This window comes from Burkholderiales bacterium (genome assembly GCA_035518095.1).
GTDB lineage: Bacteria > Pseudomonadota > Gammaproteobacteria > Burkholderiales > JAHFRG01 > JAHFRG01.
In genome coordinates this window covers 132,496-144,855 of record DATIXX010000041.1, presented here as the reverse complement: position 1 = coordinate 144,855, position 12,360 = coordinate 132,496, and the positions used below count along the sequence as shown (strand labels likewise).

Sequence of the window (12,360 nt, the reverse complement as noted above, 5' to 3'; positions counted from 1 at the left end):
TCTCATGCTGACTTAACGAACCGCAGCGCGACTGAATTTATGCAATACCGAAGGCCCGTAGGCTTGGGGCCATCATCGAAGACATGGCCCAAGTGAGCATCGCAGCGTTTACAGGAAACCGCGGTTCGGATCATGCCGAGGCTCCGATCCTGGAACTCTTCGATATTTTCCTGTGCAATCGGCTGCCAAAAACTTGGCCAGCCCGTTCTGGAATCAAATTTCGTTTCAGAACTAAATAATGCGGTGCCGCAGCAGATGCATCGATACAGCCCTTTTTCATGCAAATTCCAGTACGCACCCGTGTAGGGTATTTCTGTCCCAGCATTGCGGGTTACGGTAAATGCCAAACTTGACAGCCGCATGCGCCAAGCGGCGGCGCTCTTAACGATCTTCGAAACTCTGACCGCGGACTCGCGTGTGCCGAGATCCGAGAACTGAACGATCAAGACACTTTGCGGTGCAGATTCCGCCGTCGCCGCGGTGGCTGCCTCAGTCTTAGGCATCGACCACCAGGCAAATCCACCCAGTAACCATGCAACTTTAACTAAGAAAGCCCGCCGGCCCTTAAGGGACGGCGTGCCGTTAACCCTGCGAACCAACTCGATCATTGTGACCCTCTAAACGGTCAACCAAAAATAAGTGCAGGAACAGTCCGGAAATCGCCCACGCGCCGCGGCCGCTACCCCGGGCTTCATGAAATCGCGACGCTTGGGATATACCGCCTGGTTATTACTTCCGAAAGCAAAACATCGACCGATGTCTCGATTAGCATCGCGAGCTCGCGAATTCGGGTTACAAGCATACGTCGCGCAGCAGCCTGATTCCTTACATTCCCGCCTATTGCAATCTCAACATTTTGACCGTGAGCACTGGCCCGAGTTCGGGAGAGTTCTCCACATCAACCTAGCAGGGCATGCCGCTGCGGCGGTACAGTGGAGACCGCGGCCCGCTGAATTGCTGAACGTCCCGGAGCACTTGCGGCAGAGGACGCGAAACGGATCGGTTCAGACCAGGAACAGTGTCGCCAGACCCAGAAAGCTGAACAGACCGACCACATCGGTTACGGTAGTGAGGATCACTGTGGTGCCGACCGCCGGATCAATCCTGAAACGCCGCAATATAAGCGGAATCGCGACGCCGCTCAAGGCCGCGGCGAATAATTCGATTATCATCGCGGCGCCGAAAACCAGGCTGAGCTTCAGGTCGCGATACCACAACGCCGCCAGCACACCCACCACCATGGCCCAAATCAATCCTTGAATATAGGCAACCGCCACTTCCTTGTTGAACAAATGCGGGATATTGTCCCGGCTGACCTGATCCAGCGCCAAGCCGCGGGTAACCAACGCCATGGTTTGGGTTCCGGCGTTGCCTCCCATGCTTGGAATCACGGTCATCAATACCGCCAGGGCCACGATCTTTTCAATCGACGCTTCAAACAAATGAGTTACCCAGGAGGCGGCGAAGGCGGTAATAAGATTGATCCCCAGCCACAAGGTGCGGTTCTTGGTACTTTCGCGCACCGGCGCGAACAGGTCTTCTTCCTCGCGCAAACCTGCATTGCTAAGTATCTGCGTATCCGCTTTCTCGCGGATGTATTCCACGACTGACTCGACGGTTAGACGTCCAACCAGCTTATTTTGGTCGTTGACCACCGGGGCGGAAACCAGCCCGTAGCGCTCAAACGCCAGCGCGGCTTCGTTGGCGGCATCCTGCGGATTGAAACTCACGAATTCCTTCAGCATCAGCCCTGCGACGTTAATGTCCGGGTCGCTCACCAGCAGACGCTTCAGCGGCAATACGCCTTTGAGGGTATCGTCCGGGTCCACCACGAAGAGCGCATCCATATGCCCGGGCAGCTCATCAAAACGGCGCAAATAACGCAGCACCACTTCAAGCTTGATATCGTCGCGAATGGTTACCACTTCAAACTCCATGAGTGCACCCACGGTATTTTCCGGGTAGGCCATCGCCGTCTGCAGGCGCGCGCGATTCTGCACATCCATGGAATCCAAGATATCTTGCACCACGTCGCGCGGTAAATCGGGAGCGAGATCGGCAATTTCGTCGGTGTCCAGGGTCTCGGCGGCGGCAACCAGCTCCTCGGCCTCCATGTTCGCGATCAGTGTTTCGCGGACCGCATCGGAAACCTCCAGCAGGATCTCCCCGTCCCGCTCAGCTTTCACCAGGTTCCAAACGATCATCCGCTGTTTGAGTGGCAGTGCTTCGAGAACGTAAGCGACGTCGGCCGGGTGCAGCGCGTCCAGGCTTTTTTGCAATTGAGCTAGATTCTGCTCATTGGGACGCGCTTCTTGTTTGCGCAGCAGGCGGATTATATTTTGCAGAGTTTCCGGCGCTCTCTCTTGCTGGGTTTCTTCCATTTCCGCCATGGTCAGTTTCCATTACCGGCGCAATCCGCGCCGAATTTAGACATCGCGCATCCATTGCGAACCGGGATTTTGAACGCGCCGTTGGTCGGATTATAGGGTATTTGCCGGCCGATCCTAACCGTGCCGGTAAATTTCTTTATGAAGATCTAGAATTCAGGGCGCTTCGACCGCATTCATTCTGTCAAGGATGATTTCGGTCTTACGGTTTAGCCAATGGGTATTGCGGTTGCGGTCGTAAAAACGGGGGTTGGGCACCATCGCGGCAAGCCGCGCCGCCTGTTCCCTTGAAAGCGCAGAAGCGGAAACACCGTAATAGTGCCGGGCGGCGGCTTCAGCGCCGAAGACGCCGTTTCCCCACTCGATGGTATTGAGATAAATCTCCAAAATGCGCCGCTTGTCCATCACGGATTCAAGCATCAAGGTGATCAGCGCTTCCTCAACCTTCCGCCACGGCGTGCGGCTACTGGACAAAAACAAATTTTTAGCCAGCTGCTGGCTGATGGTTGAACCGCCGGCGACAATTTTTCCTCTTCGAAGATTTTTTTCGTAAGCTTGTTCTATTCCTTCCCAGTCGAATCCCTCGTGCTCCAGGAACCTCGCGTCTTCGGCAGCGATCAGTGCGCGCTTCAGGTACACCGAAATTTTATTGTACGGCACCCATTCGTGCTTCAATGCGGCGCGTGGATTCTTCGATTGAAGCACTTCCAGCCGTGTTTCCATGAATGCGGTGTCATCGGGGTTATGGTGCACCCAGTAACAGATATGCAAGAAAAACCACAATTGATAGACGAATACCGCTGCGACCAGAAAGGCGGCGGCACGCCACAGCCAGCGCCACAATATCTTCAACGTCGCAAGATGCGCCCGGTAAAATGTAAAGGGTAAAACAAACTGGAGCGCGACGGCGGCGTTAAACCTGTAACTTCCTCACACCTCAATCTTTACTCCTCACCTTTAAGCATGGCGATGACTGGATGGGTATCGGGACGCACACCGCGCCAAATTAAAAACGATTCGGCGGCCTGCTCAACCAGCATTCCCAGGCCGTCAGCCAGTTTAACGGCGCCCTGCGTCTGGCCAAACCGCAAAAATGGCGTGAGTCCCTTGCCGTACATGAGGTCGTAGGCCAGCGCCCCGGCGGCGAATATCCCTTTTGGCAAGGGCGGTAACTCATCGTTCAGGCTGCTCGAGGTTGCGTTGATTATTAATTCGAACTGAACGCCGCTTAAGTCCGGGTACTCGGCTACTTCCAGATTTTCCGACGCATGAAACCCGTCTTTCAAGTCGCGCGCCCTGTTGATATCGCGATTAGCAATATGGAGTGATGCCGGACGCCTGCGAAGCAGTTCCGGCAGAATACCGCGGGCTGCGCCGCCTGCACCCATCAATAGCACCCGCCTCCCGGCTACAGGAAATTTGAGATTGATCTCGATGTCGCGCAACAGGCCCGCACCGTCTGTGTTATCGCCGATGATTTTGCCGTTTTCGAACGTCAGCGTGTTCACTGCCCTCGCCGCCGCCGCGCGCGGACGAAGATCGGTCGTCAAGGACTTCCATGCCTGCTCCTTGAACGGCACGGTGACATTCATTCCTTTGCCGCCCTGCGCGATGAAATCCGATACCGCAACGGCAAAGCTTTGGCGAGTGGCAAGGATGGCGGTATACGAAACATCCTCGCCGGTTTGTTGCGCGAATTTGGTGTGAATCAGCGGAGACTTGCTGTGCGCTACTGGATTACCGATCACTGCGTAGCGGTCAGTCATGTACGTCGCTGATTAGGACTTCGCGGTGCGCAGGTTTGGACACCGTGTTTACTCCTCGCCGCTGAGCTGGTCGCTGCGCGTGAAAGTCCAGGTTCGAGTAATACTCAGGATATCGACCTTCTTGCGCATTTCCTCGGAAAACGGCGCAAACGGGCTGGACAATTGCACGATGCGGATCGCCGCAGCGTCCAGGATTTTTTCCCCTGATGAGCGGTTGATTTCCACGTATTCCACAGAGCCGTCAGCTCTGATTGACACGGTAAGCACGAGGCTGCCATAGATCTTCTGGCGCCGCGCCGCGTCCGGGTAATTCAGGTTGCCAATGCGTTCTACTTTGATCCGCCAGTCATCCACATAGCGGGTAAATGCATATTCCTTGGCGCGCGCGCCGATAAACATGCGCCGCGGCCGGTGCTGGTATTCTTCTTGCTCCCTGGCGATTTGTGCTTCGAGCCGCGCCTCTTCCAATCCGCTTTGCACCAGGTCCATGGCGTCAGGTGTTTTGACTTTTGGTTTTTCGGTTTGCGGCGGGCTTTCCTGTTGCTCGATTTTTTTCTCCGACACCTGAGCGGCCAGTTTGCGCGCCTTTTCTTCCAGCTTCGCCACCCGGCGTTGCGCGCGTACCAGCTGATCTGACGGATGCTCATTTTTCTTGCGCACCGGCAACGGACTCTTGGCGCGGCGTTCAGATTCGGTATTGCCACCGCCATCTAAATTGTATTGCGCCAACACGTCAGGATGCAGCGGCTTGGAAACGGTCCTGCTGTTGACCAGTACAACTTCCAAGGGCAATCCATCACGAACGCGCTTGGTCGAGTCGGGAAATTTGAAGTTGACGCCTAGCAGAAATATCGAATGCAAGGTGAAAGAAACGAGCAGAGCCAGTTGCAAGCGCGTGGATACATCCATCATCGCGATCTTTTGCCCCAGCGACACGGATGCGCGTTTTAGCGCTGTCATCTCGAACTGCACCTAGCGAACCTCTGACTGATTCCTGCGCAGGCGTGGCAGCCCGGTCGAGGGCGGCGCACGCCAAACAAGCCGCGCAGTTTGTTCAATGCCAAGCCGATGTCCAGCGACGAAATACGACGCCCGCAAAGCGTCTTCCATCCGGACTGCGCAAAAGCGCGGCGCTACGTTTTTCGCTGCCATAGCTCGAACCATAAGCATCGCGCGAACTGCGTTCACCGGCCTGTTGCTGGAAACACACCTCATTTTTTATTGTATGGGACAATGCGTAACCTTGCTAAAAGCAAATGTGGCATTTTAATCAACAAAATGCGTGCTGTCACTGCGTATCCAGACTGCGTTTATGGCGGCATGCAAAGCTGAGTTCAAGAAAATCCAGTTGCGAGATCTCGACCTCTACTCGGCTGGCGGCGGGCAGTTCAGGCATAGAAGTGATGCGGGCGTACAGCGGCAATTTTTCTATTTTCACCAGATTATCCCTAACCACTGTGGCTGGCAGGAGGCTCGCTGACTCTTGTTGCAGCCAGCGCAGGCACCAGTAACGCTCCATGGTGCGCTGAAACAGGGCGTAAGCTTCGTATGCCAACTCAAAATCGCGCATCGCAATAAGCAGCCGCCCGCTGTTTCTTGCATAGGGAGGAATATCGCCATTAATCCATGCGAGCAGTTGGCGTTGATTGACGAGGTCCACATAGCGTCGCAGGGGCGAGCTCGCCCAAATGTATTGGCCGACACCCAGTCCTTGATGCTCCCCGGGAGCCGTGCTCATTTTCACTTTGCCATTTCCCTGGGCGCGGAAAATAGCCGCAATTTGATTGTCCGCGAGCAGCTTTCCCCAGGCGGTGTTCACATAAATCATCAGCTCCGAAACTATTTTATCTACCGGCGTGCCGCGTCGTCGTTCAGTAATGGTGACGTGTCCGTTCTCAATATAAAAATTGTAGTCAAGCTGAGGCATGCCTACGGCCTCAGCCCTCGCCCGCGACTTTTCCAGAGTTTCCGCAAATTGCCACAGCAGTTTCAGCTCGCTGCCCAAAGGAAAATCCAGCTTACCCGTTGACAGCGTGCTTTCGTTGAAAATCTTCTCCAGCGCGCCGCGTTGCAGATTCGCGCCAATGGGCACTCGCTCAATCCTGGTTGACGAGGCGACGATTGTCAGGTCGCTGCCACAAACCTCCAAATACATTGATACCGCTGGACGATTGGTACGTTCGGTCAGCGTGAATTTTCCTATCACCGATTCCGGCAGCATAGTAATTTTGCGGCCCGGCATATACACGGTCGACAGGCGCCGCGCAGCGATCGAATCGAGTCTTGAGTCAGTTGCGAAGCCCAATGCGGGCGCCGCGATATGTACACCTATTCGCCAATGCTTATCGGCAACTTGCGAAACCGAAAATGCGTCATCAATCTCGGACGTGGTTACATCGTCAATGCTGAACGCCTCGGCTTCGGCTAGTGGCAGTCCCTGTGGCTCGGTCATTTCACCGAAATCGCCAAACTCAATACCTTCGGGGAAGTGCTCAAACAAAAAACGCTCCACATGGTAATCATGCGTTGATGGGATCGCGCCGCATTTCTCCAGAAGGTGGGCAACCGTCAAATGGGTCGCCGCCGCCGCGACTTCGAGCGCTTTGAATTCAATTCCGGAACGATCAGGTTTGTAAAGCAGCCTCGTAAGCTGCGCAGCAAATTCGCGGGGCAAATTGAACTGGATCAACTGTTCGACGTAATTCGCCTGCTGTGCTGCCTGAACACGTTTTTTTTCAATGCTTGCCAACGCCGCCTTGAGGGCTTCGGGGGGCGCTGCCTTATAGCGGCCCCGGCCTTTCTTATAAAAATACATTGGTGAACCATGGAGTCGGATGAGCAGGCCCGCGGCTTCGACCGGACTTGGCTGGTGTCCGAAATATTCGCGCGCCAACGCCTCGTAGCAAAATTCGCCTTCGCCACAGCAAGACCACAGGAAATCCGGGTCAATACTTGTCGCCACTTGCTGTGCCCGTTCCATGAACTGTATCTTTTCAGGATCTTCAAATCTGAACAATAACCAACTGGACTTGATTTTGCCCCGCTTGCCGAATGCGGCTTCAACCTGCAGGGTGTTGTCGTTGTCGGCAAGGATGGTTCCGACCTTGAACGTGCCGTCTTCTTCGTAAAAAACGTTCATGGGATCACGCGGGCCGGCGCTGTGAACGGCAATTTAGGGTTTCAGGAATTATACTCTAGGACTTGCGGTTGCCGGCTGAACTAATTTGCCTGCGGCAAAGCCCAGAATCAACGGAACGTAATCAAAAAAATTCCGGAAGCCGTGCTCCCCGCCTTCGATCACAACCTGCTGCGCACCGCGGTACTTTTCGAGTGCATGGCGGTAATCCAGTACTTTGTCCCCGGTCTGCACCAATAGCAGGTAGCGTTCGGGATGAGAAATCGCGGTCACGTTATATTGCTCGAGCTCGCTGAGGTGTCGCAGCGTAAACCGGTACCGTTCACCAGTATAAATATTCGTCTGCCTGCCCAGGCACGGCGTGAGCGCAACATGCGGGTTTACCGCAGGATTTACCAGTACCGCGACAAGATCATATTTCTCTGCCAACCAAGTCGCATAATGACCACCGAGCGAGCTGCCGACTAAGGCAATATTTCGGGTGCGTTGCCTCGTGATTTCCTGCTCCAGTGTTTGCATTGCGCGGCTCGGCAGGTGGGGCAGGTCCGGTGCACGAAATTCATGCCCACGGTCCAAGCGCAGCAATTCCTCCCGAATCAAGCGCGCCTTGATTGACGCCGATGAGCTGTTAAACCCGTGGACGTACAGGAACTTCACGCAACCGACTCAGCGCCTCGAGCAATTTGCTATGGATATTCCCAAAATCCCCGTTGCTCATGATCAGCACATGATCCCCCGGAATCGTGCTGCTGACGACGACACGAAGCAGCTGCTCCAGGTCGCTATAGGTATGCGCGCGGCCGCCCAGGGGTTGCAACGCGGCTTTTGCATCCCAACTGAGATTTGCCGTGTAACAAAATACTTGGTCGGCGAGCGCGAGGCTTTCCGCGAGGACGTCTTTCATCACGCCCATTTTCATAGTGTTGGATCGCGGCTCGAGCACCGCGATTATTCGGGCCCCGTCTACTTTGTCGCGCAGCCCCTCCAGCGTGGTGCGGATCGCAGTCGGATGATGGGCAAAATCATCGTACACCGTGATGCCGTTTATTACACCTTTGACTTCCATGCGCCGCTTGACGCTTAGAAATTTTTGCAGCGCCGCAATTCCTTCATTAACGTGCACACCGGCATGCCGCGCGGCAAGCAGCGCGGCGAGCGCATTCAACCGGTTGTGTTCGCCGAGCAGGCTCCATTTCAGCGCGCCTATTGTCTTGCCTTTGTCGGTGATAACAACGCTTGAGCCGACGCTCTCTGCCTGCCATTGCTGGTCAGTGCCGAAAAATTCCACCGGCGTCCAACAGCCGCGTTGCAGTACGCGCCGGATGTTTGCGTCGCGGCCATTGGCGATGATCTGCCCGTTAGATGGCAGCGTGCGGACCAAGTGGTGAAACTGGGTTTCTATTGCAGCGAGGTCCGGAAAAATGTCCGCATGATCAAATTCCAGGTTGTTGAGAACGGTGGTGCGCGAACGGTAGTGAACAAATTTGGAGCGTTTGTCAAAAAATGCCGTATCGTACTCGTCCGCTTCGATGACGAAGAATTTTGTCTCGGACAATCGCGCAGAAATTCCAAAGTTTTCAGGCACGCCGCCGATGAGAAAACCCGGAGTAAAGCCTGCTTGCTCCAGAATCCATGCAAGCATTGAAGCGGTTGTGGTCTTGCCGTGCGTCCCGGCGACTGCCATAACCCATTTGTCTCTGAGGATATTCTCGGCCAGCCATTGCGGCCCGGAAACATAAGGCAGCCCGCGGTTGAGGATTTCCTCCATCAGCGGATTGCCGCGGGTTATTACGTTTCCGATAACGAAGACGTCTGGATTGAGCTTCACTTGATCAGCGGAGAAAGCGTTAGTGATGGCGATGTCTTGCTTTTCCAGCTGGTTGCTCATCGGTGGGTAGACGTTGGCATCGCAGCCCGTGACTTTATACCCCGACTGCTTGGCGAGCAATGCGATTCCGCCCATGAAACTGCCGCAGACGCCGAGGATATGGATATGCATTATTAAAACAAGAGACGTGCGAGGTCAAAAAGAGACCCGGTACTTAACGGTGCATTCGAATAGGAAAGAACGTCTTCCGAGCCGCCCCGCGTCTAAAGCGGGTTCCAGCTCTTGGTTTTCGTGTAATCGATATAGCCGACGTTTATTCCGAAGCGAAGTCCCACTCCGAGCCTGATCGGTGCCAGGATAACATTTCCGCTTTGATGGTAATTGAGGCTTGTGCCTCCGATGAAGTAAAGACTTCCGTCGACCGCGGGAAACCGCTGGTAAAGTTCATCCACATTTTGCAGGTTGTAAACCAGCACGAACACCTTCGATGCGTCCGCACCCACGTCAAAACCGACCGACGGTCCTTGCCAGTTGACTTTGTAGTCACCCTTATTCTTTAACGTCAGCGTGCCGTCACCATAACGCAAGCCCACGATGAATGCGCCGCTTGCTTCCTCGCCCTTAATGTAACCGGTGGGCCGGCCATGGTCCTTGAAAGCTTTCTCGATGACCTTGGCAATGCTTTCAGCGCCTTCGCCGAAGAAAGCAGTGGCATCCTTGACTACGGTGTCTTGGGAGTATGTGTCTTTGTCTTTTTGATTTTTGGTGCTGGTTGCTATGCTGGCTGGCTTCTCCTGCGGCGCTTTCGCGCAATCTCCCGTGATGAAACAACTGCCCGATTGCTGCACCTCGGACGCGCCGGCATGCGCCGCGAACAAAAGGCTTAGCGCAGCCATAATTATGTAAGGGAAAATTCGGTCGATAGGCATGGTAAGCTCCGAATAAAACTCCTCGCTTGAATTATACTGCACATTTTTGTCCTGCGGCTGCACGGATGTAGCAAAATCGTTTGCAGATGTTATTGCCGCTGTTGTCAAATGACGACATAAAATGATGCCTCAAAGGTGTTAGAGTGCGATCTCGACGCGAAATTCATGGTTTCTCTGCCTGCAACTGACAAATCGGTTACGTATCCGCGGGGTTCAAGGCTTGCCGGTTATCTCGTTCTGGCTTATGTGCTCCTTATCGTCTATGCCAGCTTAACGCCATTTGCAGGATGGCGCGATCCGGGTACTGAAATCCGGTCTTTTCTGTTTGCGTCCTGGCCTCGGCATATCCGCGGCTCCGATATTGTTATCAATTTCCTGGCCTATCTGCCGCTGGGTTTTCTGCTGGTGGTGGCGCTGCACTCCCGATTCAGCGTTAAACAGGCACTGACGGTATCCGCACTTTCCGGAATTGCGTTAAGCGTGGCAATGGAGGCAGTGCAGACATATTTGCCTTCCCGCACCAGCTCCGGGCTGGATGTGCTGACCAACGGAATGGGCGGCATGATGGGCGCAATCATTGCGTCACGCCGGGACGTGCGCGATCTAATTACCGACCATCTGGCAAGTTTTCGCGACCAATGGTTCGTTGCCGGGAGCCTTGGCGATATGGGACTGGTGTTGCTGGGCCTGTGGTATGTGAGCCAATTAAATCCCTCGTTGCCGCTTCTGGGTACAGTTTTTTTCACGGCAAACGACGGCCTATATACGCGCACTTTTAGTCTGCTGGGCATGTTATCTGCAATGTGCAATACTCTCGCCGTCGGTTTGCTCTTAATGCTGCTGATGCGTACCGCAAAAGCCGCATTCATTGCAATGGTAGTGCTGCTGCTAACAGCTTCCGTCACTAAGTTCTTGGCTGCTGCGGCGCTCCTCAAACCGCAGGCAATGCTGCAATGGCTGGCCCCCGAGTCGGTTGTTGGAATTGGCTATGGTCTGTTTGTCGTCGCAGCCTCGCTACTCCTGTCGCTGCGCCAAGTAATCCTGCTGTGCGCTTTCGTGCTCGCGTTTGGCATTTTCATATCACACCTGCCGGGCAATGATGCGCGGGCGGCGCTGGGCCTGTTCAGCTGGCATTATGGGCATTTGCTTAATTTCACCGGCTTGGCGCGTGTCGTGGCCGAGCTATGGCCGTTCGCCGCTCTCGCCTATATCTGCCTGTTTGTCCACAAGCTGCGTGCCCGGATGCGGCATCGAGTATAATGAATTCAACTGCTTCTGCGTAAGGCCGGGGGCCGTGAGTTATTATCGTAAGCATGTGTTTTTCTGCTGCAATCAGCGTGAACCGGGCGAAACGTGCTGTAACAATCACAATTCACGCGAGATGCGCGGCTATGCTAAGGAAAAAATAAAGGCGCTTAATCTCACCGGCAAAGGCAAGATCCGCATCAACTCGGCGGGTTGCATGGACCGTTGCGATGAGGGGCCAGTGTTGGTGGTGTACCCGGATAACGTGTGGTACACCTATGTGGACAAACACGATGTAGACGAAATTATCGAAGAGCATCTGCTGCACGGACGCGTTGTCCCGCGCCTTAAGATTTGAAGCGCTTTCGGCTGCTTGCATCCCTCCACTCCACAAAAGGTATTCATTCATGGTCCGGCGGGCAAGCTGGAAACCGTGGTCAACGATCCCGGAGAGCAGCACCGCGGTATTGCGCTGATTGCTCATCCCCACCCGCTGTTTGGCGGCACGCTCGATAATAAAGTCGTGCATACGCTCGCCAAGGCTTTTGTTGAACTCGGCTACGTGGCGCTGCGGCCCAATCTGCGAGGCGCGGGAGAAAGCCATGGCAGTTTCGACGAGGGGGAAGGTGAAACGCAGGATATGCTGGCTGTAGCGCAACATGCACTAGAACACATAGGCAACTTACCGCTTGTGCTCGCGGGATTTTCCTTCGGCGCTTACGTGCAGTCTCGTGTAATAAAACAGTTGCCCGCTGAAAAGCTGCTAATGGTCGCGCCCGCAGTGACGCGCTTCGACGTCGGCCATGTCCCGGCCAGCGCCCTGGTCATTCACGGCGACCAGGACGAAGTGGTTCCGCTGGCGGCCGTGCTCGCGTGGGCGCAACCGCAAAAATTGCAGGTAATCGTGCTGCCCGGCGCCAGCCATTTTTTTCACGGGCATCTTCCTGAACTCAAACAAATCGTGCTTAACGCGTTCCGATCTTAGGCATGCCCAACGCGCGCCAACTCCATGTTACAACCGAACCGAATGATCGCACGACTCTTCGAGCGCGCTCGGCCGTTGAATTAG

The 12,360-nt window shown here is 54.8% G+C and carries 12 protein-coding genes; 3 read left to right on the top strand and 9 right to left on the bottom strand.

The features are described from left to right. Nucleotides 1-2: 2 nt before the first annotated feature. The 9 genes from msrB to VLV32_07930 form a co-directional block, all read right to left on the bottom strand. Complete coding sequence (msrB, locus tag VLV32_07970; protein HUL41826.1) at nucleotides 3-608, bottom strand: peptide-methionine (R)-S-oxide reductase MsrB; 606 nt, start codon at nucleotides 606-608, stop codon at nucleotides 3-5. Between the two features lie 396 nt (nucleotides 609-1,004). Further along, nucleotides 1,005-2,390, bottom strand: coding sequence for a magnesium transporter (gene mgtE / locus VLV32_07965; GenBank protein HUL41825.1), 1,386 nt, complete (start codon nucleotides 2,388-2,390; stop codon nucleotides 1,005-1,007). A gap of 153 nt (nucleotides 2,391-2,543) precedes the next feature. Further along, nucleotides 2,544-3,233: a monofunctional biosynthetic peptidoglycan transglycosylase gene (mtgA, locus tag VLV32_07960; GenBank protein HUL41824.1), complete on the bottom strand. Its 690-nt coding sequence runs from the start codon at nucleotides 3,231-3,233 to the stop codon at nucleotides 2,544-2,546. A gap of 98 nt (nucleotides 3,234-3,331) precedes the next feature. Beyond that, nucleotides 3,332-4,153, bottom strand: a complete 822-nt coding sequence (aroE, locus tag VLV32_07955) for a shikimate dehydrogenase (GenBank protein ID HUL41823.1) — start codon at nucleotides 4,151-4,153, stop codon at nucleotides 3,332-3,334. A 48-nt stretch (nucleotides 4,154-4,201) separates the two neighbouring features. Next, nucleotides 4,202-5,113 carry an energy transducer TonB gene (locus VLV32_07950; GenBank protein HUL41822.1) on the bottom strand — a complete coding sequence of 304 codons (912 nt, stop codon included), beginning with the start codon at nucleotides 5,111-5,113 and terminating at the stop codon, nucleotides 4,202-4,204. Nucleotides 5,114-5,441: 328 nt separating this feature from the next. After that, nucleotides 5,442-7,292, bottom strand: coding sequence for a ribonuclease catalytic domain-containing protein (locus tag VLV32_07945; GenBank protein HUL41821.1), 1,851 nt, complete (start codon nucleotides 7,290-7,292; stop codon nucleotides 5,442-5,444). Between the two features lie 48 nt (nucleotides 7,293-7,340). After that, nucleotides 7,341-7,946, bottom strand: coding sequence for a YqiA/YcfP family alpha/beta fold hydrolase (locus VLV32_07940; protein ID HUL41820.1), 606 nt, complete (start codon nucleotides 7,944-7,946; stop codon nucleotides 7,341-7,343). Next, nucleotides 7,918-9,288, bottom strand: a complete 1,371-nt coding sequence (gene mpl / locus VLV32_07935) for a UDP-N-acetylmuramate:L-alanyl-gamma-D-glutamyl-meso-diaminopimelate ligase (GenBank protein HUL41819.1) — start codon at nucleotides 9,286-9,288, stop codon at nucleotides 7,918-7,920. Before mpl ends, VLV32_07940 begins: the two co-directional genes overlap by 29 nt. Nucleotides 9,289-9,380: 92 nt before the next feature. Continuing rightward, nucleotides 9,381-10,046 carry a DUF1134 domain-containing protein gene (locus VLV32_07930; GenBank protein ID HUL41818.1) on the bottom strand — a complete coding sequence of 222 codons (666 nt, stop codon included), beginning with the start codon at nucleotides 10,044-10,046 and terminating at the stop codon, nucleotides 9,381-9,383. Nucleotides 10,047-10,211: 165 nt separating this feature from the next. On the opposite strand from VLV32_07930, the gene VLV32_07925 reads away from it, so the two are divergent. From VLV32_07925 to VLV32_07915, 3 genes are read left to right on the top strand one after another with little or no spacing between them, the layout of a single operon-like run. Next, nucleotides 10,212-11,306 carry a VanZ family protein gene (locus VLV32_07925; protein HUL41817.1) on the top strand — a complete coding sequence of 365 codons (1,095 nt, stop codon included), beginning with the start codon at nucleotides 10,212-10,214 and terminating at the stop codon, nucleotides 11,304-11,306. A gap of 34 nt (nucleotides 11,307-11,340) precedes the next feature. Then, on the top strand, nucleotides 11,341-11,649 hold the full coding sequence (locus VLV32_07920; GenBank protein ID HUL41816.1) for an NAD(P)H-dependent oxidoreductase subunit E: 309 nt from the start codon (nucleotides 11,341-11,343) through the stop codon (nucleotides 11,647-11,649). A 15-nt stretch (nucleotides 11,650-11,664) separates the two neighbouring features. Then, nucleotides 11,665-12,276 (top strand): alpha/beta hydrolase, encoded by a 612-nt coding sequence (locus VLV32_07915; protein HUL41815.1) that lies wholly within the window; start codon nucleotides 11,665-11,667, stop codon nucleotides 12,274-12,276. The last annotated feature ends 84 nt before the right edge of the window (nucleotides 12,277-12,360 follow it).

What these genes read in the sequence shown, in the direction of transcription:
- msrB (HUL41826.1), bottom strand. Translation starts at nt 608, where the DNA reads ATGATCGAGTTGGTTCGCAGGGTTAACGGCACGCCGTCCCTTAAGGGC.
- mgtE (HUL41825.1), bottom strand. Translation starts at nt 2,390, where the DNA reads ATGGCGGAAATGGAAGAAACCCAGCAAGAGAGAGCGCCGGAAACTCTG.
- aroE (HUL41823.1), bottom strand. Translation starts at nt 4,153, where the DNA reads ATGACTGACCGCTACGCAGTGATCGGTAATCCAGTAGCGCACAGCAAG.
- VLV32_07950 (HUL41822.1), bottom strand. Translation starts at nt 5,113, where the DNA reads ATGACAGCGCTAAAACGCGCATCCGTGTCGCTGGGGCAAAAGATCGCG.
- VLV32_07945 (HUL41821.1), bottom strand. Translation starts at nt 7,292, where the DNA reads ATGAACGTTTTTTACGAAGAAGACGGCACGTTCAAGGTCGGAACCATC.
- mpl (HUL41819.1), bottom strand. Translation starts at nt 9,288, where the DNA reads ATGCATATCCATATCCTCGGCGTCTGCGGCAGTTTCATGGGCGGAATC.
- VLV32_07930 (HUL41818.1), bottom strand. Translation starts at nt 10,046, where the DNA reads ATGCCTATCGACCGAATTTTCCCTTACATAATTATGGCTGCGCTAAGC.
- VLV32_07925 (HUL41817.1), top strand. Translation starts at nt 10,212, where the DNA reads ATGGTTTCTCTGCCTGCAACTGACAAATCGGTTACGTATCCGCGGGGT.